The 22592-nt window shown below is 62.5% G+C and carries 21 protein-coding genes; 20 read left to right on the top strand and 1 reads right to left on the bottom strand.

Features of this window, described 5'->3' with window-relative positions; all coding sequences use genetic code 11:
* Position 1: 1 nt before the first annotated feature.
* From NKI73_RS19530 to NKI73_RS19450, 17 genes are all read left to right on the top strand, one after another.
* A complete protein-coding gene (locus NKI73_RS19530; protein WP_352632486.1) occupies positions 2 to 604 on the top strand; it encodes an NADH-quinone oxidoreductase subunit C in 603 nt (200 codons plus the stop codon).
* On the top strand, positions 605 to 1795 hold the full coding sequence (locus NKI73_RS19525) for an NADH-quinone oxidoreductase subunit D (protein WP_352632484.1): 1191 nt from the start codon (positions 605 to 607) through the stop codon (positions 1793 to 1795). It abuts the gene before it with no gap.
* A complete protein-coding gene (locus NKI73_RS19520; RefSeq protein WP_352632482.1) occupies positions 1795 to 3084 on the top strand; it encodes an NADH-quinone oxidoreductase subunit E in 1290 nt (429 codons plus the stop codon). Before NKI73_RS19525 ends, NKI73_RS19520 begins: the two co-directional genes overlap by 1 nt.
* Positions 3085 to 3094: 10 nt before the next feature.
* Positions 3095 to 4399: an NADH-quinone oxidoreductase subunit NuoF gene (nuoF, locus tag NKI73_RS19515; protein WP_352632480.1), complete on the top strand. Its 1305-nt coding sequence runs from the start codon at positions 3095 to 3097 to the stop codon at positions 4397 to 4399.
* 127 nt (positions 4400 to 4526) lie between these two features.
* A complete protein-coding gene (locus tag NKI73_RS19510; RefSeq protein WP_352632478.1) occupies positions 4527 to 5222 on the top strand; it encodes a helix-hairpin-helix domain-containing protein in 696 nt (231 codons plus the stop codon).
* 73 nt (positions 5223 to 5295) lie between these two features.
* The gene (nuoG, locus tag NKI73_RS19505; protein WP_352632476.1) at positions 5296 to 7377 is read left to right on the top strand and encodes an NADH-quinone oxidoreductase subunit NuoG; all 2082 of its coding nucleotides are present in this window, start codon (positions 5296 to 5298) and stop codon (positions 7375 to 7377) included.
* 2 nt (positions 7378 to 7379) lie between these two features.
* On the top strand, positions 7380 to 8423 hold the full coding sequence (nuoH, locus tag NKI73_RS19500; protein WP_352632474.1) for an NADH-quinone oxidoreductase subunit NuoH: 1044 nt from the start codon (positions 7380 to 7382) through the stop codon (positions 8421 to 8423).
* Complete coding sequence (gene nuoI, locus NKI73_RS19495) at positions 8423 to 8914, top strand: NADH-quinone oxidoreductase subunit NuoI (protein WP_352632472.1); 492 nt, start codon at positions 8423 to 8425, stop codon at positions 8912 to 8914. The genes nuoH and nuoI overlap by 1 nt, the downstream gene beginning before the upstream one ends.
* Positions 8915 to 9154: 240 nt before the next feature.
* Complete coding sequence (locus tag NKI73_RS19490; RefSeq protein ID WP_352632470.1) at positions 9155 to 9775, top strand: NADH-quinone oxidoreductase subunit J; 621 nt, start codon at positions 9155 to 9157, stop codon at positions 9773 to 9775.
* Position 9776: 1 nt separating this feature from the next.
* Entirely contained in the window at positions 9777 to 10085 is a 309-nt protein-coding gene (gene nuoK, locus NKI73_RS19485; RefSeq protein ID WP_010910101.1) for an NADH-quinone oxidoreductase subunit NuoK, read from the top strand.
* 10 nt (positions 10086 to 10095) lie between these two features.
* A complete protein-coding gene (gene nuoL / locus NKI73_RS19480; protein WP_352632468.1) occupies positions 10096 to 12069 on the top strand; it encodes an NADH-quinone oxidoreductase subunit L in 1974 nt (657 codons plus the stop codon).
* Positions 12069 to 13574 (top strand): NADH-quinone oxidoreductase subunit M, encoded by a 1506-nt coding sequence (locus NKI73_RS19475; protein WP_352632466.1) that lies wholly within the window; start codon positions 12069 to 12071, stop codon positions 13572 to 13574. The genes nuoL and NKI73_RS19475 overlap by 1 nt, the downstream gene beginning before the upstream one ends.
* Positions 13575 to 13592: 18 nt before the next feature.
* Complete coding sequence (gene nuoN / locus NKI73_RS19470) at positions 13593 to 15029, top strand: NADH-quinone oxidoreductase subunit NuoN (protein WP_352632464.1); 1437 nt, start codon at positions 13593 to 13595, stop codon at positions 15027 to 15029.
* Between the two features lie 5 nt (positions 15030 to 15034).
* A complete protein-coding gene (locus NKI73_RS19465) occupies positions 15035 to 15856 on the top strand; it encodes a biotin--[acetyl-CoA-carboxylase] ligase (RefSeq protein WP_352632462.1) in 822 nt (273 codons plus the stop codon).
* A 118-nt stretch (positions 15857 to 15974) separates the two neighbouring features.
* The gene (locus NKI73_RS19460) at positions 15975 to 17645 is read left to right on the top strand and encodes a ribonuclease J (RefSeq protein WP_352632460.1); all 1671 of its coding nucleotides are present in this window, start codon (positions 15975 to 15977) and stop codon (positions 17643 to 17645) included.
* 140 nt (positions 17646 to 17785) lie between these two features.
* A complete protein-coding gene (gene mce, locus NKI73_RS19455) occupies positions 17786 to 18190 on the top strand; it encodes a methylmalonyl-CoA epimerase (protein WP_352632458.1) in 405 nt (134 codons plus the stop codon).
* Positions 18187 to 18471, top strand: a complete 285-nt coding sequence (locus tag NKI73_RS19450) for a DUF1467 family protein (RefSeq protein ID WP_127276486.1) — start codon at positions 18187 to 18189, stop codon at positions 18469 to 18471. The genes mce and NKI73_RS19450 overlap by 4 nt, the downstream gene beginning before the upstream one ends.
* A 297-nt stretch (positions 18472 to 18768) precedes the next feature.
* Here the strand turns inward: NKI73_RS19450 and NKI73_RS19445 are convergent, their stop codons facing one another.
* The gene (locus tag NKI73_RS19445) at positions 18769 to 19086 is read right to left on the bottom strand and encodes a hypothetical protein (RefSeq protein ID WP_352632457.1); all 318 of its coding nucleotides are present in this window, start codon (positions 19084 to 19086) and stop codon (positions 18769 to 18771) included.
* Positions 19087 to 19106: 20 nt separating this feature from the next.
* Between NKI73_RS19445 and proS the strand changes: the two genes are divergently transcribed.
* The 3 genes from proS to NKI73_RS19430 are packed head-to-tail and all read left to right on the top strand — an operon-like array spanning position 19107 to position 22392.
* Positions 19107 to 20435 carry a proline--tRNA ligase gene (gene proS / locus NKI73_RS19440; protein WP_352632456.1) on the top strand — a complete coding sequence of 443 codons (1329 nt, stop codon included), beginning with the start codon at positions 19107 to 19109 and terminating at the stop codon, positions 20433 to 20435.
* Complete coding sequence (locus tag NKI73_RS19435; protein WP_352632454.1) at positions 20432 to 21712, top strand: lipoprotein-releasing ABC transporter permease subunit; 1281 nt, start codon at positions 20432 to 20434, stop codon at positions 21710 to 21712. The genes proS and NKI73_RS19435 overlap by 4 nt, the downstream gene beginning before the upstream one ends.
* On the top strand, positions 21709 to 22392 hold the full coding sequence (locus NKI73_RS19430) for an ABC transporter ATP-binding protein (RefSeq protein ID WP_181956525.1): 684 nt from the start codon (positions 21709 to 21711) through the stop codon (positions 22390 to 22392). The genes NKI73_RS19435 and NKI73_RS19430 overlap by 4 nt, the downstream gene beginning before the upstream one ends.
* Positions 22393 to 22592 lie beyond the last annotated feature (200 nt).

Raw genomic sequence — 22592 nt, 5'->3', positions numbered from 1 at the left:
CATGACCGCATCCCTGACCGAACTGTCGACCTATCTCGGCGAGAAACTGATCGACCGCGTGAATGACGCTGATATCGCCTATGGCGAGCTTACCATTGGCGTCGAGCCGCGCGATCTGGTCGAGGTCATGACCTTCCTGCGCGACGATGCGCGCTGCCAGTTCATCTCGATCATCGACGTCTGCGGCGCCGACTATCCGTCACGCGCCAAGCGCTTCGACGTCGTCTACCATCTGTTGTCGCCGAAGCAGAATGTGCGCATCCGCGTCAAGGTGCAGGCCGACGAGGAAACCATGGTGCCGTCGATCACCGGCGTGTTCCCTGGTGCGGACTGGTTCGAGCGTGAGACCTACGATCTCTACGGCGTGCTGTTCTCGGGCCATCCCGATCTGCGCCGCCTATTGACCGACTACGGTTTCGAAGGCCACCCGCTGCGCAAGGATTTCCCGCTGACCGGCTTCGTCGAGGTGCGCTACGACGACGAAGCCAAGCGCGTCATCTACGAGCCTGTGGAACTCAAGCAGGAATTCCGCAATTTCGATTTTTTGTCGCCGTGGGAAGGTACTGATTACGTCCTGCCGGGTGACGAGAAGGCAAAGCAGTAAATGGCTGAAACCTCCGTCCGCAATTTCAACATCAATTTCGGCCCGCAACACCCTGCGGCGCATGGCGTTTTGCGCCTCGTGCTGGAGCTGGACGGCGAAGTCGTCGATCGCGTCGATCCGCATATCGGGCTCTTGCATCGCGGCACGGAAAAGCTGATCGAGGCCAAGACCTATCTGCAGGCGATCCCCTATCTCGACCGGCTCGATTATTGCGCGCCGATGAACCAGGAGCACGCCTTTGCTCTGGCCGCCGAGCGCCTGCTCGGTATCGACGTGCCGAAGCGCGGCCAGCTGATCCGCGTGCTTTACTGCGAAATCGGCCGCATCATGTCGCACATCCTCAATGTGACGACGCAGGCGATGGACGTCGGCGCGTTGACGCCACCGCTGTGGGGCTTCGTCGAGCGCGAAAAGCTGATGGTGTTCTATGAGCGCGCCTCCGGTTCGCGCATGCATGCCGCCTATTTCCGTCCCGGCGGTGTCCACCAGGATCTGCCGCAGAAGCTGGTCGAGGATATCGGCAAGTGGATCGACCCGTTCCTCAAGTCGATCGACGACCTCGATCAATTGCTGACCGGCAACCGCATCTTCAAGCAGCGCAATGTCGATATCGGCATCGTCACATTGGCCGACGCCTGGGCCTGGGGCTTTTCCGGCGTCATGGTGCGCGGTTCGGGCGCGCCCTGGGACCTGCGCAAGTCGCAACCCTATGAATGCTATTCGGAAATGGATTTCGACATTCCGATCGGCAAGAACGGTGACTGCTTCGACCGCTACCTCGTGCGCATGGAAGAAATGCGCCAGTCGGCGAAGATCATGCGCCAGTGCGTCGATCTTCTGCTCGGCAAGGAAAGCACCGGCCCGGTGTCCAACCTCGACGGCAAGGTGGTGCCGCCCAAGCGTCAGGCAATGAAGCGCTCGATGGAAGCGCTGATCCATCACTTCAAGCTCTACACCGAGGGTTATCGCGTGCCGGCCGGCGAGGTCTATGCGGCGGTCGAAGCGCCGAAGGGTGAGTTCGGCGTCTATCTGGTCTCCGACGGCTCGAACAAGCCCTACCGCTGCAAGCTGCGCGCGCCTGGTTTTGCGCATCTGCAAGCCATGGATTTCCTCTGTCGTGGCCACATGCTGGCCGACGTCACCGCCGTTCTCGGCTCCCTCGACATCGTGTTTGGTGAGGTCGATCGCTAATGTCAGTCCGCCGTCTCGCAGAAGCCAGCGTCCAGCCAGCATCCTTCGCCTTCAACCGGGCGAATGCCGCGACTGCGAAGCAATGGATCAAGAAGTACCCCAAGGGCCGCGAACAGTCGGCGATCATCCCGCTTCTCATGATCGCACAGGAGCAGGAAGGCTGGGTGACGAAGGCGGCCATCGAGACGATCTCGGACATGCTCGGCATGCCCCGGATTCGTGGTCTCGAGGTCGCGACCTTCTACACGCAGTATCAGCTGAACCCGGTCGGCACGCGGGCCCATATCCAGGTCTGCGGCACCACGCCCTGCATGCTGCGCGGCTCGGAAGCGCTAATGGATGTGTGCCGCTCGAAAATCCACCACGACCAGTTCCACACCAACGACAAGGGCACCTTGTCATGGGAGGAGGTCGAATGCCTCGGCGCCTGCGTCAACGCACCGATGGTCATGATCTTCAAGGACACTTTCGAAGACCTGACGCCGGAACGGCTGGCCGAAATCATCGATCTCTACGGCGCCGGCAAGGGCGCCTCGGTGCCGCCCGGGCCGCAGAACGGCCGCACCGGCTCGGAGCCGGCCCCCGGCCTCACAACCCTGAAGAGCGAAAAGGCGATCCTCAAGTCGACCCGCGATAGGGAAGCCAGGGAGGCGGCCAAGGCCGCCAAGGCGGCGCCTGATGCGATCATCGCCACGGTCGCGCCGATAGCGGCCGACGCTCCGGTTGCACCTTCGAAGGCCAGCAAGCCGAAAACCGATGCGCCGGAAACCAGCCCGGCGCTGAAATCGCCTTCGCCAGTCAAGGTGGCGCCGGCCGTTGAAAAGGCGGCGAGCGTTCCGGCACCGTTGCATTCGGCCGCCAATGCCAACAAGGCGGACCCCGTGGTCGAGCAGGTTTCCAAGCAGCGCAGCGGCCCCAAGAACAAGGCCGAGCCGGCTTCTGCCTTCAAATCGCCGGAAGTCAAAGTGCCGGCGGCGAAGCCAGCCAAGCCGGCCAAACCGTCGCTGGAAGACAAGAACCGTCCAGCCGGCATCGACAGACCGGCGCTGGTCGACGACCTCAAGCTGATTTCCGGTGTCGGGCCGAAGATCGAGGGCATCCTGCATTCCCTTGGCATCTTCACTTTCGCCCAGGTCGCTTCGTGGAAGAAAGCCGAGCGCGAGTGGGTGGACGGCTATCTCGCCTTCCACGGCCGCATCGATCGCGACGACTGGGTCAAGCAGGCCAAGGCGCTCGCCAAGGGTGGCGTCGCCGAATACATCCGCGTCTTCGGCAAGAAGCCGGTCTGAGGGACGAAAAATGCTTCAGGACAAAGACCGCATCTTCACCAACATCTACGGCCTCTTCGACAAGTCGCTGGCCGGCGCGATGGCGCGCGGCGCCTGGGACAACACACCCGGCATCGTCGCCAAGGGACGCGAGTGGATCGTCAACGAGATGAAGGCGTCCGGCCTGCGCGGCCGCGGCGGCGCCGGCTTCCCGACGGGCCTCAAATGGTCGTTCATGCCCAAGCAGAGCGATGGCCGGCCGAGCTACCTCGTCATCAATGCCGACGAATCCGAGCCCGGCACCTGCAAGGACCGCGATATCCTGCGCAACGACCCGCACACGCTGGTCGAGGGCGCATTCCTCGCCGGCTTCGCCATGGGCGCGATCGCCGCCTACATCTATGTACGCGGTGAGTTCATCCGCGAGCGCGAGGCGCTGCAGCGGGCGATCGACGAGGCCTATGAGGCCAAGCTGATCGGCAAGAACAACACCTCCGGCTATGATTTCGAAATCTACATGCACCATGGCGCCGGCGCCTATATCTGCGGCGAGGAGACGGCACTGCTCGAAAGCCTCGAAGGCAAGAAGGGCCAGCCCAGGCTGAAGCCGCCATTCCCGGCCAATGTCGGCCTCTATGGCTGCCCGACCACGGTCAACAATGTCGAATCGATCGCGGTCGCGCCGACCATCCTGCGCCGCGGTGCTGCCTGGTTCTCGTCCTTCGGCCGGCCCAACAATGTCGGCACCAAGCTGTTTTGCATCTCCGGCCACGTCAATAACCCGTGCACGGTCGAAGAGGCGATGTCGATCCCTTTCCGCGAGCTGATCGAGACGCATTGCGGCGGCATTCGCGGCGGCTGGGATAATCTTTTGGCGGTCATTCCGGGCGGCGCCTCGGTGCCGCTGGTGCCGGCCGAGCAGATTATCGACACGCCGATGGATTTCGACGCGCTGCGCGACCTCAAATCCGGCCTTGGCACGGCGGCTGTCATCGTCATGGACAAGTCGACCGATATCGTGAAGGCGATCGCGCGGCTTTCCTACTTCTACAAGCATGAGAGCTGCGGCCAGTGCACGCCGTGCCGCGAAGGCACCGGCTGGATGTGGCGGGTGATGGAGCGGCTGGTGCGCGGCGAGGCACAGAAGCGCGAGATCGACATGCTGCTCGACGTCACCAAGCAGGTCGAGGGTCACACGATCTGCGCGCTGGGTGATGCGGCGGCATGGCCGATTCAGGGCCTGATGCGGCATTTCCGCGGCGAGGTGGAGCGGCGCATCGACGAGTTTTCGCGCAACGCGCACCGGGCAGAACCGGTGATGGTGGCGGCGGAATAGAAGAATTTCTTGAATGCGGGCGAAAGCCCGAAGGGAAATACGGGCAAATGCCCGATTTGAGATACGGGCAAGTGCCCGATCTAAGACAACCGGGGCGGGCGAACGAAGAAACGACCAGGAGAACTCTATGGCGCCGTATTCGACACCCAATCCATTGATGCCCAATTTGGACCAGCTCGAGAAAATGAACCAGGATCTGACCAGGATGATGCCGAAGGAGATGGCCAGTGCCGTCAACCTTCTCGTGCATCCTGTCGCGGGTGCCGCGGCGATGTCGGCCTTGAGCCTCGGGCTTGCCAACCACGCTTTCGGCGTCTGGCTGGGTGCGCTTTCGGGAGCGACTGAGGCTTCGCAACGGCTGTTGCAGCCGATCGTCGATGATTTCGAGGCGCGGGTCGCGCAGTTCGACGATCCGAGCCCGTCCTCCACCAGGGCGCGGGCGACGGCGAAAACCATGATTGCCGAGGCGCAGTCCTTTGCCCAGGAAGTCACGGACATTGCCGCGAAGGAAGCCGTCACTGCAGCACCGGCGGCGAATGCCGTCCCAGCGGCCGGCGACGCCGCCGATGTGCTTATGCCAGAGGATTTCAGGCAGCCCAGGGCGATGGAAAAGCCGGCGAAACCGGCGGATCTCAAGGCCATATCGGGTATCGGTCCCAAGCTGGAAAAGGTACTCAACGGCCTGGGTATCTGGACGTATGGCCAGATCGCGGCATGGACGCCGCAAGAGGTTGCCTGGGTCGAGGACTATCTGTCGCTCGGCGGCCGTATCGGCCGCGACGACTGGACGGCCCAAGCGGCGGCGCTCGCCGTCAAAAAGTGAATGAAATGCACGGCGTGGTCTCGACCATGTCCGGAAAAAGAGATTGCGGGAACTCCGCAGGGGTTTTAGGCGAATGGCAAAGCTCAAGGTCGACGGGAAAGAGATCACTGTACCCGACCACTACACGCTGCTGCAGGCGGCGGAAGACGCTGGTGCGGAAGTGCCGCGCTTCTGCTTCCATGAGCGGCTGTCGATCGCCGGCAATTGCCGGATGTGCCTGATCGAGGTGAAGGGCGGACCGCCCAAGCCGCAGGCTTCCTGTGCCATGGGCGTGCGCGACCTGCGCCCGGGCCCGAATGGCGAGCCGCCGGAAATCTTCACCAACACGCCGATGGTCAAAAAGGCCAGGGAAGGCGTGATGGAATTCCTGCTGATCAACCATCCGCTGGATTGCCCGATCTGCGACCAGGGCGGCGAATGCGACCTGCAGGACCAGGCGATGGCCTTCGGCGTCGATTCCTCGCGCTATCACGAGAACAAGCGCGCGGTCGAAGACAAGTATATCGGACCGCTGGTCAAGACGGTGATGAACCGCTGCATCCATTGCACGCGCTGCGTCCGCTTCACCACGGAAGTCGCCGGCATTTCCGAACTCGGCCTGATCGGCCGCGGCGAGGATGCCGAGATCACCACCTATCTCGAAAGCGCAATGACCTCGGAGCTTCAGGGCAATGTCATCGACCTCTGCCCGGTCGGCGCGCTGACCTCGAAACCCTTCGCCTTCCAGGCGCGGCCGTGGGAGCTGACCAAGACCGAATCCATCGACGTGATGGATGCCGTCGGCTCGGCGATCCGCGTCGACAGCCGTGGCCGCGAAGTGATGCGCATCCTGCCGCGCGTCAACGAAGCGGTGAACGAGGAGTGGATTTCCGACAAGACACGCTTCATCTGGGACGGCCTGCGCACGCAGCGCCTCGACCGCCCCTATGTGCGCAAGGACGGCAAGCTGGTTCCGGCAAGCTGGGCCGAGGCGTTCGCCGCGATCAAGGACGCGGTGTCGAAGGCCGCACCCGAGAAGATCGGTGCCATTTCAGGCGATCTCGCCGCGGTCGAGGAAATCTACGCGCTGAAGCTGCTGATGGCTTCGCTCGGCTCGAAGAACACCGACTGCCGCCAGGATGGCGCCGCACTCGATCCGGCACTTGGCCGCGCCAGCTACATCTTCAACCCGACCATCGAAGGCATCGAGCAGGCCGACGCGGTGCTGATCATCGGCGCCAACCCGCGCTATGAGGCCTCGGTGCTCAACGCCCGCATCCGCAAGCGCTGGCGGATCGGCAATCTGCCGGTCGGCGTCATCGGCGATGTCGGCGATACGCGCTACGATTACGAACAGCTGGGCGCCGGGCCGGATTCGCTGAGGGATCTGGCCGACGGCAACGGCAAGTTCTTCCAGGTGCTGAAAAAGGCGACGCATCCGCTGATCATCGTTGGCCAAGGCGCTTTGTCGCGCGCCGATGGCGCGGCCGTGCTCGGCCAGGCGGCCAAGCTTGCCGCCGCTGTGAACGCTGCTCGCGCGGACTGGAACGGCTTTGCCGTGCTGCATAATGCGGCCGGACGCGTCGGCGGTCTCGATCTCGGCTTCGTGCCGGGCGAGGGCGGCAAGAATGTCGCCGGCATGCTGGGCGACATGGAGCTGTTGTTCCTGCTTGGCGCCGACGAGATCGACATGGCCAAGACCGGCGGCGCCTTCGTCGTCTATATCGGCACGCATGGCGACCAGGGTGCGCACCGCGCCAATGTCATCCTGCCGGCGGCTGCCTATACCGAAAAGTCGGCCACCTATGTCAACACGGAGGGCCGCGTCCAGCAGACCAACCGCGCCGGCTTCGCGCCGGGCGATGCCCGCGAGGACTGGGCTATCCTGCGGGCACTGTCGGATGTGCTGGGCAAGAAACTGCCGTTCGATTCGCTGCCGCAGCTGCGCGCCAAGCTCTATGGCGAATACCCGCATCTGGCCCGCATCGATCAGGTCGCGGCCGGTAATGCCGAAGACATCGCTGGGGTGGCGAAGCTCGGCGGACGGCTGAACAAGGGCACCTTCACCTCGCCGGTCAAGGATTTCTACCTGACCAACCCGATCGCGCGGGCATCGGCCGTAATGGCGGAATGCTCGGCGCTGGCCAGGAACGGCTTCAAGCAGGCGGCGGAATAAGCATGGACACTTTCTTCTCCTTCTACGTGCTGCCGGCGCTGCTGATCCTCTTGAAGTCAGTCGTGCTGATCGTCGTGCTTTTGATCTTCGTCGCCTACATACTCTACGCCGACCGCAAGATCTGGGCGGCGGTGCAGCTGCGCCGTGGCCCGAACGTCGTTGGCCCCTGGGGCACGCTGCAGGCCTTCGCCGATCTGCTGAAATTCGTCTTCAAGGAACCGGTGATCCCGTCAGGCGCCAACAAGGGCGTCTTCCTGCTGGCGCCGCTGGTCTCGGCTGTGCTGGCGATCTCGGCTTGGGCGGTCATCCCGGTCAGCCAGGGCTGGGCGATCGCCAACGTCAATGTCGGCATCCTCTATGTCTTCGCCATCTCTTCGCTCGAAGTCTACGGCGTGATCATGGGCGGCTGGGCGTCGAACTCGAAATATCCGTTCCTCGGCGCGCTGCGTTCGGCGGCTCAGATGGTGTCCTACGAAGTCTCGATCGGCTTTGTCATCGTCACCGTGCTGCTCACCGCCGGCTCGCTCAACCTGTCCGACATCGTGCTGTCGCAGCATGACGGGCTTGGTACGCGGCTTGGCCTGCCCAATACGTTCCTCGACTGGAACTGGCTGGCACTGTTCCCGATGTTCATCATCTTCTTCATCTCGGCGCTGGCCGAGACGAACCGGCCACCTTTTGATCTGGTGGAAGCCGAATCGGAACTGGTCGCCGGCCACATGGTCGAGTACTCGTCGACGCCGTTCCTGCTGTTCTTCCTCGGCGAGTATGTCGCCATCGTGCTGATGTGCGCGCTGGCCACCATCCTGTTCCTCGGCGGCTGGCTGCCGCCCTTCGACTTCGCGCCGTTCACCTGGGTGCCCGGCGTCATCTGGTTCGTGCTGAAAGTCTGCTTCGTCTTCTTCGGCATCTCCATGGTGAAGGCCTTCGTGCCGCGCTACCGCTACGACCAATTGATGCGGCTCGGCTGGAAGGTGTTCCTGCCGATTTCGCTGTTCATGGTGGTCGCCACCGCCGCCGTCCTCAAGATCACGGGGTTTGCGTGATGTCCGCTCTTTCCCAAGCCGCAAAATCGCTGCTGCTGCAGGATTTCGTCAGCGCTTTCTTCCTGTCGATGCGCCAGTTCTTCGCACCGAAGGAGACGATCAATTATCCGCACGAGAAGGGGCCGACCAGCCCGCGCTTCCGAGGCGAGCATGCGCTGCGCCGCTATCCCAATGGCGAGGAACGCTGCATCGCCTGCAAGCTGTGCGAAGCGATCTGCCCGGCGCAGGCCATCACCATCGAGGCCGGTCCGCGCCGCAATGACGGCACGCGCCGCACCGTGCGCTACGACATCGACATGGTGAAGTGCATCTATTGCGGCTTTTGCCAGGAGGCCTGCCCGGTCGACGCCATCGTCGAGGGGCCGAATTTCGAATTCGCGACGGAGACGCGCGAGGAACTCTACTACGACAAGGACAAGCTGTTGGCGAATGGCGACCGCTGGGAGCGCGAACTGGCGCGCAACATCGCGCTGGACTCGCCTTACCGCTGATATTTGACGCATGGACGGGGCGAGGGGCCTCGTCCAGAGGATGATCCCGAAAAGTTGCAGACCTTTCGGACCAGATCGCCCTCCGGAATTCAGAGTGGCCCATGTTTCTTTCGATCGGGCCTTTCAACCCGATCGGAACATGGGCTAGGACAACGCGGCTTCGGTACCGAAGGCGGAACGAAGCCAGAGACAACAAACAGGACGTTCGTCCTGTTTGTACAGGAACCCCGGGGGAACCCCATGTTGAGTGGACTAGAGGCGGCCTTTTTCTACCTCTTCGCCTTTATCGCGGTGGCGTCGGCGTTCATGGTCATTTCGTCGCGCAACCCCGTGCATTCGGTGCTGTTCCTGATCCTGACCTTCTTCAACGCCGCCGGCCTGTTCATGCTGACCGGGGCCGAATTCCTGGCGATGATCCTGCTCGTCGTCTATGTCGGCGCGGTCATGGTGCTGTTCCTGTTCGTCGTCATGATGCTCGACGTCGATTTCGCCGAGATGAAGGAAGGCGCCCTGCAATACGCGCCGATCGGCGCGCTGGTCGGGCTGATCCTGGCGGCTGAGCTGATCATCGTGCTCGGCGGCTACACATTCGCGCCGCAGCTTGCCTCGACGGTCTCGAAGCCCATCCCGGATCTCGCCGCGCGGACAAATACCGCCGCACTCGGCGACATCCTCTATACCGACTACCTCTACTACTTCCAGATTTCGGGCCTCATCCTGCTGGTTGCCATGATCGGCGCCATCGTACTGACGCTGCGCCACAAACCGGGAATCAAGCGGCAGTCGATAGCAGCCCAGGTCGGCCGCACGCCGGCGACGGGCATGGAAATCCGCAAGGTCAAGACAGGCGAGGGACTCTGAGATGGTTGTCGGCATCGCACATTATCTGACCGTATCGGCTGTTCTGTTCACCCTCGGCGTGTTCGGCATCTTCCTGAACCGCAAGAACGTCATTGTCATCCTGATGTCGGTCGAGCTGATCCTGCTCGCGGTCAACATCAACTTCGTCGCCTTTTCGGCAGCACTCGGCGATCTGGTCGGCCAGGTGTTCGCGCTGTTCGTGCTGACGGTCGCGGCGGCTGAAGCCGCCATCGGACTTGCCATTCTCGTCGTCTTCTTCCGCAACCGCGGCTCGATCGCGGTCGAAGACGTGAACATGATGAAGGGTTGACGGAACCACCATGTATCAGGCCATCGTCTTCCTTCCCCTGCTCGGCTTCCTGATCGTCGGCCTGTTCGGCACGTCGCTCGGCGCCAAGGCGTCCGAATACATCACCTCCGGTTTCCTGGTGATCGCGGCCGTGCTGTCGTGGGTCGCTTTCTTCACCGTCGGCTTCGGCCATGGCGAGGTGTTCACCGTGCCGGTGCTGCGCTGGATCCAGTCGGGTGGACTGGAAGCGTCCTGGGCGCTGCGCATCGACACGCTGACGGTGGTGATGCTGGTGGTGGTCAACACCGTGTCGGCGCTGGTTCACATCTATTCGATCGGCTACATGCACCACGATCCGAACCGGCCGCGGTTCTTCGCCTATCTGTCGCTGTTCACCTTCGCCATGCTGATGCTGGTGACGGCGGACAATCTGGTGCAGATGTTCTTCGGCTGGGAAGGGGTCGGTCTCGCCTCCTACCTACTGATCGGCTTCTGGTACAAGAAGCCATCGGCCAATGCCGCGGCGATCAAGGCCTTCGTCGTCAACCGCGTCGGCGATTTCGGCTTCGCGCTCGGCATCTTCGGCCTGTTCGTGCTGTTCGGCTCGGTCAATCTCGGCACTATCTTCGCCAATGCGGCGACGTTCATTCCGGCTGAAGGCGCGCCGCAGGGGGCCGCCGTGCTGACCTTCCTTGGCTATGCGCTGGACAAGCAGGCGGCGATGACGATCGTCTGCCTGCTGCTGTTCATGGGTGCCATGGGCAAGTCTGCGCAGGTGCCGCTGCACACCTGGCTGCCGGACGCCATGGAAGGCCCGACACCGGTCTCGGCACTGATCCATGCCGCCACCATGGTGACGGCCGGCGTGTTCATGCTGGCGCGCCTGTCGCCGCTTTTCGAACTGTCGCATTCGGCGCTGATGGTTGTCACCTTCATCGGCGCCTTCACCGCCTTTTTCGCGGCGACGGTCGGCCTCGTGCAGAACGACATCAAGCGCGTCATCGCCTATTCGACCTGTTCGCAGCTCGGCTACATGTTCGTGGCGCTCGGCGTCGGCGCCTATGGCGCGGCGATCTTCCATCTGTTCACGCATGCCTTCTTCAAGGCGCTGCTGTTCCTCGGCTCGGGCTCGGTCATCCATGCCGTCTCCGACGAGCAGGACATGCGCAAGATGGGCGGCTTGCGGACGCTGATTCCGACAACTTACTGGATGATGGTGATCGGCACGCTGGCGCTGACCGGCGTCGGCATTCCGGTGACGGTCATCGGCACCGCCGGCTTCTTCTCCAAGGACGCCATCATCGAGAGCGCCTTTGCCAGCCACAATCCGGTTGCCGGCATGGCCTTCATCCTTCTGGTCATCGCCGCCTGCTTCACCTCCTTCTACTCCTGGCGGCTGATCTTCATGACGTTCCACGGCCAGCCGCGGGCGAGCCATGAGGTGATGCACCACGTCCATGAATCGCCGCCGGTTATGCTGGTGCCGCTGTTCATCCTGGCCGCGGGCGCGCTGTTTGCCGGCATCATCTTCCACGGGGCCTTCATCGGTGAAGGCTATGCCGAGTTCTGGAAGGCGTCGCTGTTCACGCTGCCGGACAACCACATATTGCACGAGATCCACGAACTGCCGCTGTGGGTCGAGCTGTCGCCGTTCATCGCCATGCTGATCGGTTTCGCGGTGGCCTGGAAGTTCTACATCCGCTCGCCGGAAATGCCCGTCAATCTGGTTGCCCACCATCGCGGGCTCTATGCCTTCCTGCTCAACAAATGGTATTTCGACGAACTCTACGATTTCCTGTTCGTGCGGCCCGCCAAGCGTCTCGGCCATTTCCTGTGGAAGACCGGCGACGGCGCCGTCATTGACGGCCTCGGCCCGGACGGTATTTCGGCGCGCGTCGTCGATGTCACCAACCGCGTCGTCAAGCTGCAGACCGGCTACCTCTACCACTATGCCTTCGCCATGCTGATCGGCGTTGCCGCACTCGTCACCTGGATGATGCTCTGATGACCGCCTGGCCAATCCTCTCGCTGGTCACCTTCCTGCCGCTGGTTGGTGTGCTGCTCATCCTGTTCATCAACGATGACAGTGAAAACGCGCGCCGCAACATCCGCGCCATCGCGCTGTTGACGACGACGTTCACGTTCATCATCTCGCTGTTCATCTGGACCGGCTTTGACAATTCGGAGTCCGGCTTCCAGTTCGTCGAGAAGGCCGCCTGGCTCGACTCCGGCATTTCCTACCATATGGGCGTCGACGGCATTTCGATGCTGTTCGTCATCCTGACGACCTTCCTGATGCCGCTCTGCATCCTGGCGTCGTGGGAATCGATCGAGAAGCGCGTCAAGGCCTACATGATCGCCTTCCTGCTGCTCGAAACATTGATGATCGGCGTGTTCTGCGCGCTCGATATCGTGCTGTTCTACGTCTTCTTCGAAGCCGGTCTGATCCCGATGTTCATCATCATCGGCGTCTGGGGCGGCAAGCGGCGCGTCTACGCCTCGTTCAAGTTCTTCCTCTACACGCTGGCCGGCTCGGTGCTGATGCTGCTCGCCATCATGGCGATGTTCTACCAGTCCGGCACGACCGACATCCCGACGCTGTTGACGCACAATTTCCCGGCCAACATGCAGACATGGCTATGGCTTGCCTTCTTCGCCTCCTTCGCGGTGAAGATGCCGATGTGGCCGGTGCACACCTGGCTGCCGGACGCGCACGTCGAGGCGCCGACTGCGGGGTCGGTCGTCCTGGCCGCTATCCTCTTGAAGATGGGCGGTTACGGGTTCCTGCGTTTCTCCTTGCCGATGTTCCCGCTGGCGTCCGAGATGTTCGCGCCGCTGGTCTTCGTGCTCTCCGTCGTCGCCATCATCTACACCTCGCTGGTGGCGCTGATGCAGGAGGACATGAAGAAGCTGATCGCCTATTCGTCCGTCGCCCATATGGGCTTCGTCACCATGGGCATCTTCGCCATGAACCAGGAAGGCGTGCAGGGCGCCATCTTCCAGATGCTCAGCCACGGCCTTGTCTCCGGCGCGCTGTTCCTGTGCGTCGGGGTCATCTACGACCGCATGCACACGCGTGAGATCGACGCCTATGGCGGCCTAGTTAACAACATGCCGAAATATGCCGCCGTGTTCATGATCTTCACCATGGCCAATGTCGGCCTGCCCGGCACCAGCGGTTTCGTCGGCGAGTTCCTGACCATGCTCGGCGTGTTCCGGGTCAACACCTGGGTGGCGTTCTTTGCCGCCACCGGTGTGATCCTGTCGGCCGCCTACGCGCTCTGGCTCTATCGCCGGGTGATCTTCGGCGCGCTGACCAAGGACAGCCTGAAAAACCTGCTGGATCTGTCGCCGCGCGAGAAGGTGATCATCTACCCGCTGGTCGTGCTGGTCATCTTCTTCGGCGTCTATCCCGCACCCGTCTTCGACGCGACGGCCGAATCGGTCAAGTCGCTCGTCACCAATGTCACTGCATCCATCGGCGCCGCGCAGACCGCGGCGGCGAACTGACCAGAGGTTTTGCGAAACATGACGCCGGACCTTCTCTCCAGCCTGTCGCTCTCGACGCCAGAGCTGATCCTTGCCGTCGGCGCGCTGGCGCTGCTGATGGTCGGGGCCTATTCGCGCGCCAACACCGCCAACACGGTGACCGGCCTTGCGGTGGCCGTGCTGGTGATCGCCGGCGCCTGGCTGATCTTTTACACCGGGCAGGGCAGTGCCTATGGCAACGCCTTCATCCAGGATACCTTCGCCCACTTCATGAAGGTGCTGGCGCTGGTCGGCTCGGCGGTGACGCTGGTGATGTCGATGCGCTTTGCCAAGGCGGAACGGTTCGATAAGTTCGAATACCCGGTACTGATCCTGCTTTGCACGCTCGGCATGATGCTGATGATCTCCGCGAACGGCATGATCGGGCTCTATCTCGGCCTCGAGCTGCAGTCGCTGGCGATCTATGTGCTATGCGCGATCAACCGCGACAATCTGCGTTCGACCGAAGCCGGCCTCAAATATTTCGTCCTCGGCGCGCTGTCGTCGGGCATGCTGCTCTATGGCATCAGCCTGGTCTATGGCTACACCGGCAACACCGGCTTCCAGGAGATCGCTTCGGCGCTGGGCAGCGGCGGGCGCCAGCTTGGCCTCGTCTTCGGTCTCGTCTTCGTGCTGGCCGGCCTTGCCTTCAAGATCTCGGCGGTGCCGTTCCACATGTGGACGCCCGACGTCTATGAGGGCGCGCCGACGCCGGTGACGGCCTTCCTGGCGGCCGCGCCCAAGATGGCGGCGATGGCGCTGATCGTGCGCGTCACCATGGGCGCGTTCAAGCCGATCGCCGCCGACTGGCAGCAGATCATCGTCTTCATCTCGATCGCCTCGATGGCGCTCGGCGCTTTCGCCGCGATCGGGCAGACCAACATCAAGCGCCTGATGGCCTATTCCTCGATCGGCCATATGGGCTACGCGCTGGTCGGCCTTGCCGCCAACAGCCAGGCCGGCGTGCGCGGCGTTGCCATCTACATGCTGATCTACCTGGTGATGACGCTCGGCACCTTTGCCTTCATCCTCGCCATGCGGCGCAAGGAAGGTAATGTCGAACAGATCAGCGATCTGGCCGGCCTGTCGTCGACCAACCCGATCATGGCGACGATCCTGACCATCCTGATGTTCTCACTGGCCGGCATCCCGCCGCTCGCCGGCTTCTGGGGGAAATGGTACGTCTTCCTCGCCGCCATCAACGCCAATCTCTACGCGCTGGCGATCATCGGCGTGCTGGCCTCTGTGGTGGGCGCCTATTATTATCTGCGCATCATCAAGATCATGTGGTTCGACGAACCGGTCGGCGGCTTCGTGCCGATGGCGAGCGAATTGCGTGTCGTGCTCGGCGTCTCCGGCGCCTTCGTGCTGTTCTATGTGCTGATCGGCGGACCGATCGGCACCTATGCCGAAGCCGCCGCCAAGACGTTTTTCTAGACGGCATGGCATTTCGGCTGGCTCCAACCTCGGCGTCGGAAGGGTTCCGGCTCGAGGCGCATGACAGCGTCGGCTCCACCAATGCGCTGGCGCTGGACCACGCAAGGGCAGGCGACTCCGGCAAATTGTGGGTCGTTTCCAAGAAGCAGGAAAGCGGGCGCGGACGGCGTGGCCGCGTCTGGGCAACGCCCGAAGGCAATCTGGCGGCGACGCTGCTCGTCATCACCAATACCGAGCTTCGCCTTGCGGCAACGCTGGGCTTCGTCGCCGGCCTGGCGCTGGCCGATGCGCTCGACGCCGTGGTGCCGAAGGTCCGGATCGCCATCGGCCTCGACGGCGGCAGTGAGGGAAAGAACCGTTTCGAGCTGAAATGGCCGAACGACGTGCTTGCCTCCGGCGCCAAGCTGGCCGGCATTCTGCTGGAATCGGCGATCCTGGACGGCGGCCGTTTCGCGGTGGCAGTCGGCATCGGCGTCAATGTGGTGGCTTATCCAGAAGATTTGCCGTATCCGGCAACGTCATTGCGTGCGCTGGGCGCGACATGCGATGCGGAAACACTGTTTCTGGCGCTGTCGGATGCCTGGAGCGAGAATGCCAGGTTGTGGGATGAAGGGCGCGGACTTGCCGCCGTCAGGCGACGGTGGTTGGCTCGCGCAGCGGGGCTCGGCGGGCAGGTTGCTGTCAGAATTGACGGTAATGTGGTGCGTGGGGTGTTTGAAACCATTGACGAGGACTGCCGTTTCGTGATCCGCGACGATGAAGGTTCGGTTCTGACGATCGCCGCCGGCGACGTGCATTTCGGCGCGGTCGCGTCTGCCCGCGTCTAGAGCCGTTCGCTAACGGCTCTAAGTGTTTGTTTTCATGCAAGTCCTGTGGGAAAATCGTTAGACACTTTTCCTGGAATTGCTTTATGGACTTGGCCTGAGGGCCAGGAAGGGAAAAATCATGGCGAAAGCGGAAAACGCCGAACTCGTCTTCGTGCCACTCGGCGGCGTCGGCGAGATCGGTATGAACTTCGCTCTTTACGGCTACGGCCCGCCGAGCGCGCGCGAATGGATCATCATCGATGTCGGTGTGACCTTCCCCGATGCCGCGCATCCGGGCGTCGATCTGATCTTGCCCGATACGCGCTTCATCGAGGAGAACCTTGCCAATCTGCGCGGCATCGTCATCACCCATGCGCATGAAGACCATTATGGCGCGTTGCTCGACACCTGGCCAAAGCTGAAGGCGCCGGTGTGGATGACGCCGTTCAGCGCCGGCCTGCTTGAAGCCAAGCGGCAAGGCGAGCAGGGGGCGCCGAAGATACCGGTGACGATCTACAGAGCAGGCGAGAAATTCACCGTCGGTCCGTTCGAGATCGAAGCCATTCCGGTGGCGCACTCCATTCCCGAGCCGATGTCGCTGGCGATCACCTCGCCGGCCGGCACCGTCATCCATACCGGTGACTGGAAGATCGACCCGGAGCCGACGATCGGGCCGAAGACCGACGAGGGGCGTTTCCGCGCCTACGGCGACAAGGGCGTTCTGGCACTGATCTGCGATTCGACCAATGCGCTGCGCGAAGGCGAGTCGCCTTCGGAAGTGGCTGTGGGCGAAGGCATCAAGGGCGTCATCCAGGCTGCCAAGGGCCGCGTCGCCGTCACCACGTTCTCCTCCAATGTCGGACGCATTGTTTCGATCGCCAGGGCGGCTCGGGATGCCGGCCGTCAGTGCCTGGTGCTCGGCCGCTCGTTGAAGCGCGTGATCGATGTGGCGGGCGAACTCGGTTACATGGACGGGCTGCCGGAATTCATCGCCGAGGAGGATTTTGGTTTCATCCCGCGCGAAAACCTCGTCATCATCTGCACCGGCAGCCAGGGTGAGCCGCTTGCTGCATTGGCCAAGCTGTCGCGCGACGAGATGAAATCGGTATCATTTACGGCCGGCGACACGGTGGTGTTTTCCTCGCGCACGATTCCGGGCAACGAGAAGGCGATCCTCGAGATCAAGAACCGCCTCATCGACCTCGGCATCAAGATCATCGAGGACGGCGACGCGCTGGTGCATGTCTCCGGCCATCCGAGGCGCAGCGAATTGCGCAAGATGTATGAGTGGGTGCGTCCGCAGATCGGCGTTCCCGTGCATGGCGAGGCGGCGCATCTGGTGGCGCAGGGATCGCTGATGTCGACGTCGGGCATTGGCCAGGTGGCGCAGGTGCGCGACGGCGACATGCTCAGGCTTGCTCCTGGCCCTGCCACCATCATCGACCAGGTGCCGTTCGGCCGCGTCTACAAGGATGGCAGACTGATCGGCACCGATCAGGCGATGGGCATCCGCGACCGGCGCAAATTGTCCTTTGCCGGCCATGTCGCGGTCAATGTCGTGCTCGACGACAAATATGAGCTGGCCGGTGACCCCGACCTGGTCGCCATCGGCGTCGCCGAGGCCGACGGCCGAGGCGAGACGCTCGAAGACCTGATGATCGATGCGGCAATCGGCGCGGTGGACTCAATCCCCCGTCAGCGCCGAAAAGACCTCGACCTTGTGCAGGAAGCAGTCAGGCGCGCCGTGCGCGGCGCCGCCAACGAAGCCTGGGGCAAGAAGCCGCTGGTGACTGTATTCGTCACAAGGTGACGAAGGGAGTAGGGCAGTATGGGAGTAGGGCAGTATGGGGGTAGGGCAGTAGGGGAAGGGCAATTCGCTTTGCGCCCAACTTGGTTCCCCTACTCCCATACTGCCTTACTCCCCTATTCCCCTATTTTTCGGAGCACCCTATGCTCGGACGTCTGAACCATGTCGCGCTTGCCGTGCCGGATCTGGCTGCTGCCGTCGCCGCCTATCGCAACACGCTTGGCGCTGACGTGACGGAACCGCAGGCGCTGCCGGAGCATGGCGTCACGGTGGTGTTCGTCAATGTCGGCAACACCAAGATCGAGCTTCTGGAGCCGTTGGGCGAGGGGTCGCCGATCGCTGCCTTCCTGGAGAAGAACCCTTCGGGCGGCATGCACCATCTTTGCTATGAAGTCGAAGACATCCTGGCCGCGCGCGATCAACTCAAGGCTGCCGGCGCCCGCGTGCTGGGAGACGGCAACCCGAAAACCGGCGCGCACGGCAAGCCGGTGCTGTTCCTGCATCCGAAGGATTTCTTCGGCACGCTGATCGAACTGGAGCAATCATGAGCTGGGTTTCGTTCACCGCCCTGTTTTTCGCGACCTGGTGGGTGGTGCTGTTTGCCGTGCTGCCGTTCAGCGTGAAGACGCAGGATGACGATCATGATGTGACGCTGGGCACGGTTCCGAGCGCGCCGCGCGGGCCGCACATGCTGCGCGCCGTGATCCGCACCACTATCGCCACCGCGATCCTTATGGGCATTTTCTATGGCCTGACGCATGGGCTGGGATACAGCCTCAACGACATCCCACACATCGTGCCGGATTTCGGCCAGACGCCAGCCAAATAGACTGTCTCGCAACGACGTTTTTGTCCGTTGGAACCTTGGGCGGCTTCCGAAGGGAATGCCATGCCGTTTTGCGGCTGGTCGAGCGCTGACGCAGGGTAAGGTGGTTTGGCAACTCGTTGCGCTAAGCGGGTGATTGCACAAAAAAAATGCAAGGCACAAGGCCTTGCAATTTAAACGCGTCCGATCTGTTTCCGGTTTCCGGTGGCAGCGAGTAACCGCGCCTAGATCGCATCCTCCCAAGACTTTGACCGCGTAGGAGAGCAGATTTTTTTCTACCCTCTCGGTTATCGGGGCACATTAGCCTAACGCGAATGAAAATGTCACGAAGAATTTTGCCTTGAAACGGGCATTCTCGTGCTGCACTGCACAATAGTGCGGCAGGCGTTGCTTGGGAAACAACCAGCAAGGCGCGCGGGGCAATCGCGGCGCCTTGGAACGCCGCGCGTTTGCCCGACCCGCGAGGAACACTGCAACAGTTTTACTCCCTGCGCCTCCGTATTTTTGAAAATCAATTTCCGATTTTCGGGCCGGTGCGTCCGGGTTTCCATTCCGCCATGAAATGGCTATGAAGCCGGGGCAAGCAAGCCTGCGTCGCGCCGATTCCCGCGCGGTCATTCTCACTCACGGACCAGTCCATGCGTTTGTCGCGCTATTTCCTGCCTATCCTCAAAGAAAATCCGCGCGAGGCTGAAATCGTCTCGCACCGGCTGATGCTGCGCGCCGGCATGATCCGCCAGCAGGGGCAGGGCAGTTTCTCCTGGCTGCCGCTCGGCAAGCGGGTGCTGGACAAGGTTTGCCGCATCATCCGCGAGGAGCAGAATCGCGCCGGTGCGCTTGAAATCCTGATGCCGACCATCCAGTCGGCCGATCTGTGGCGCGAAAGCGGCCGCTATGACGACTACGGCAAGGAGATGCTGCGCATCAAGGACCGGCAGGACCGCGACATGCTCTACGGCCCGACCAATGAGGAAGTGGTCACCGAGATCGTCCGCGCCTATGTGAAATCCTACAAGGACCTGCCGCTCAATCTCTACCACATCCAGTGGAAGTTCCGCGACGAGGTGCGGCCGCGCTTCGGCGTCATGCGCAGCAGGGAATTCCTGATGAAGGACGCCTATTCATTCGACCTCGACTTCGAGGGCGCCAAGGCGGCCTACAACAGGATGTTCGTGTCCTATCTCAGGACTTTCACGCGCATGGGGCTGCAAGCTATCCCGATGCGGGCCGACACCGGACCGATCGGCGGCGATCTCAGCCATGAATTCATCATCCTGGCCGATACCGGCGAGAGCCAGGTCTACTGCCACCGCGACTATCTTTCGCTTGATGTGCCCGGAGAGAAGACCGACTTCGCCAACGACGCCGAGATCGGCGACATCGTCAAGACATGGACGACGCCCTACGCCGCCACCGACGAGATGCATGACGAGGCGGCGTGGGAAAAGATCGGTGACACCGACAAGGTTTCGGCGCGCGGCATCGAGGTCGGCCACATCTTCCATTTCGGTGACAAATATTCCAAGCCGATGGGCGCCAAAGTGACCGGGCCCGACGGCAAGGATCATTTCGTCTCCGGCGGCTCCTACGGCATCGGTCCGTCGCGCCTTGTTGCGGCGATCATCGAAGCCAGCCACGACGACAACGGCATCATCTGGCCGGAGGCGGTGGCGCCGTTCGACATCGGGCTGATCAACATGAAGGCGGGCGACGCCGAATGCGACCGCGTCTGCGACGAGCTGCATGCCGCTTTCGTCGCCGCCGGCAAGGACGTGCTCTATGACGACACCGACCAGCGGCCCGGCGGCAAGTTCGCCACCGCCGACCTGATCGGCCTGCCGTGGCAAGTGATCGTCGGACCGCGCGGCGTGGCTGCCGGCGAGATCGAGATCAAGAATCGCAGGACCGGTGAGCGCGAGACGCTGCCGATCGCGGACGTGAAGAAACGCTTCGGTGCCGCTGCATGAGCGAGGTGGCAAGATCGGCAGGCGCCGGGCCTTTTTCCATCTTCGAGCGCATGGTCGCCTGGCGCTATTTGCGCTCGCGGCGCAAGGAGACGGTGATCTCGGTGATCGCCTCGATCTCCTTCCTCGGCATCATGCTGGGGGTCGCTACGCTGATCGTGGTGATGGCGGTGATGAACGGCTTCCGAGCGGAGCTGCTGACGCGCATCCTCGGCGTCAACGGTCACCTCATCGTGCAGCCGCTCGATTCGCCGCTTGAGGACTATGCGCAGGTCGCCGACCGCATCAACGGTGTATCAGGCGTCAAATATGCCATCCCGCTGATCGATGGCCAGGTGCTGGCGCAAGGCAATGTCGGCGGCGGAACCGGAGCGCTGGTGCGCGGCATCCGCGGCGAGGATCTCAGCAAGATCGCCATCGTTGCCAGCAACATCAAGCAGGGCTCGATCGCCGATTTCGACACCGGCGAGGGCGTGGCCATCGGCAAGCGCATGGCCGAAAATCTCGGCTTGACGCTTGGTGACACCATCACCTTGATTTCGCCGGACGGTGACGTGACGCCGATCGGCACGACGCCGCGCATGAAGGGCTACAAGATCGCGGCGATCTTCGAAGTCGGCATGTCGGAATATGACACTTCCATCGTCTACATGCCGTTCTCCGAAGCGCAGCTTTATTTCAACATGGACGGCCGCGCGCAGACGATCGAGATCTATGTCGACAATCCCGACGATGTCGATGCGCTGAAACCGAAGGTGGAGGCGGCGGCGCAGCGGCCGATCGACATGGTCGACTGGCGCCAGCGCAACGAGACGTTCTTCTCCGCCCTGCAGGTCGAGCGCAATGTCATGTTCATGATCCTGACCCTGATCGTGCTGGTGGCGGCGCTCAACATCATCTCCGGCCTGATCATGCTGGTGAAGGACAAGGGCCACGACATCGCCATCCTGCGCACCATGGGCGCGTCGCGCGGCGCCATCCTGCGCATCTTCCTGATGACGGGGGCGGCGATCGGCGTGACCGGCACGCTCGCCGGCGTGCTGCTCGGCGTGCTGATCTGCACCAACATCGAATCCATCCGCCAGTTCTTCTCCTGGATGACCGGCAAGGTGCTGTTCAACCCGGAGCTCTATTTCCTCAGCCAGTTGCCGGCGAAGATGGATCCGCGCGAGACGACCTATGTCATCCTGATGGCGCTCGGCCTGTCGTTCCTGGCAACGGTGTTTCCAGCATGGCGGGCCGCGCGCCTCGATCCGGTCGAAGCCTTGAGGTACGAGTGATGGCCGAGGCCATTATCGAGTTGAAGAGCGTCGAGCGGCACTATGTGCAGGGGCCGCGCAAGCTCACCATTCTCAACGGCGCGGATTTCTCGCTGAAGCGCGGCGAGATGGTGGCGCTGGTGGCGCCGTCGGGCACCGGCAAGTCGACGCTGCTGCACACTGCCGGCCTGCTGGAGCGTCCCGACGCCGGCGACGTCATCCTCGCCGGCCGTGCCTGCGGACGGCTCTCCGACGACGAGCGCACCGCGATCCGCCGCAACGATGTCGGCTTCGTCTACCAGTTCCATCATCTGCTGCCGGAATTCTCGGCGCTGGAAAACATCATGATGCCGCAGCTCATCAAAGGGCTGAGCCGCAAGGACGCGGCCGAGCGCGCGGCACAGCTGCTCGACTACATGCAGATCGGCAAGCGCGCGTCGCACCGGCCGTCCGAGCTTTCCGGCGGCGAGCAGCAGCGCGTCGCCATTGCCCGTGCGGTCGCCAACGCGCCGCTGGTGCTGCTGGCGGATGAGCCGACCGGCAATCTCGACCCGGTCACCGCCTCCTATGTGTTCGAGGCGCTGGCGGCGCTGGTCAAGCAATCGGGCCTCGCGGCGCTGATCGCCACCCACAATCACGAACTGGCGTCGCGCATGGACCGGCGCGTCACGCTGGCCGACGGCAAGGTCGTCCCGCTTTAACGCACGCCGATATTCAGCCGGTCTGACCTGAGTCTCAACGGGCGATGGGCAACCGTCGCACGCCCGTCAACCTTTCCTTAACCCTGCCGATTTGATCGCCCGAAAATTCCGGACGTAGCCGTATTGCGCGCCTTGACATTTGAACAAAATTAGAACAAAATACGAACATATCAACAACAGGAGAGAGTTATGACCGATCT

Origin of the sequence: Mesorhizobium sp. M0496, assembly GCF_040321205.1 — a bacterium.
GTDB lineage: Bacteria > Pseudomonadota > Alphaproteobacteria > Rhizobiales > Rhizobiaceae > Mesorhizobium.
This window is presented reverse-complemented; position numbering and strand designations above follow the sequence as displayed.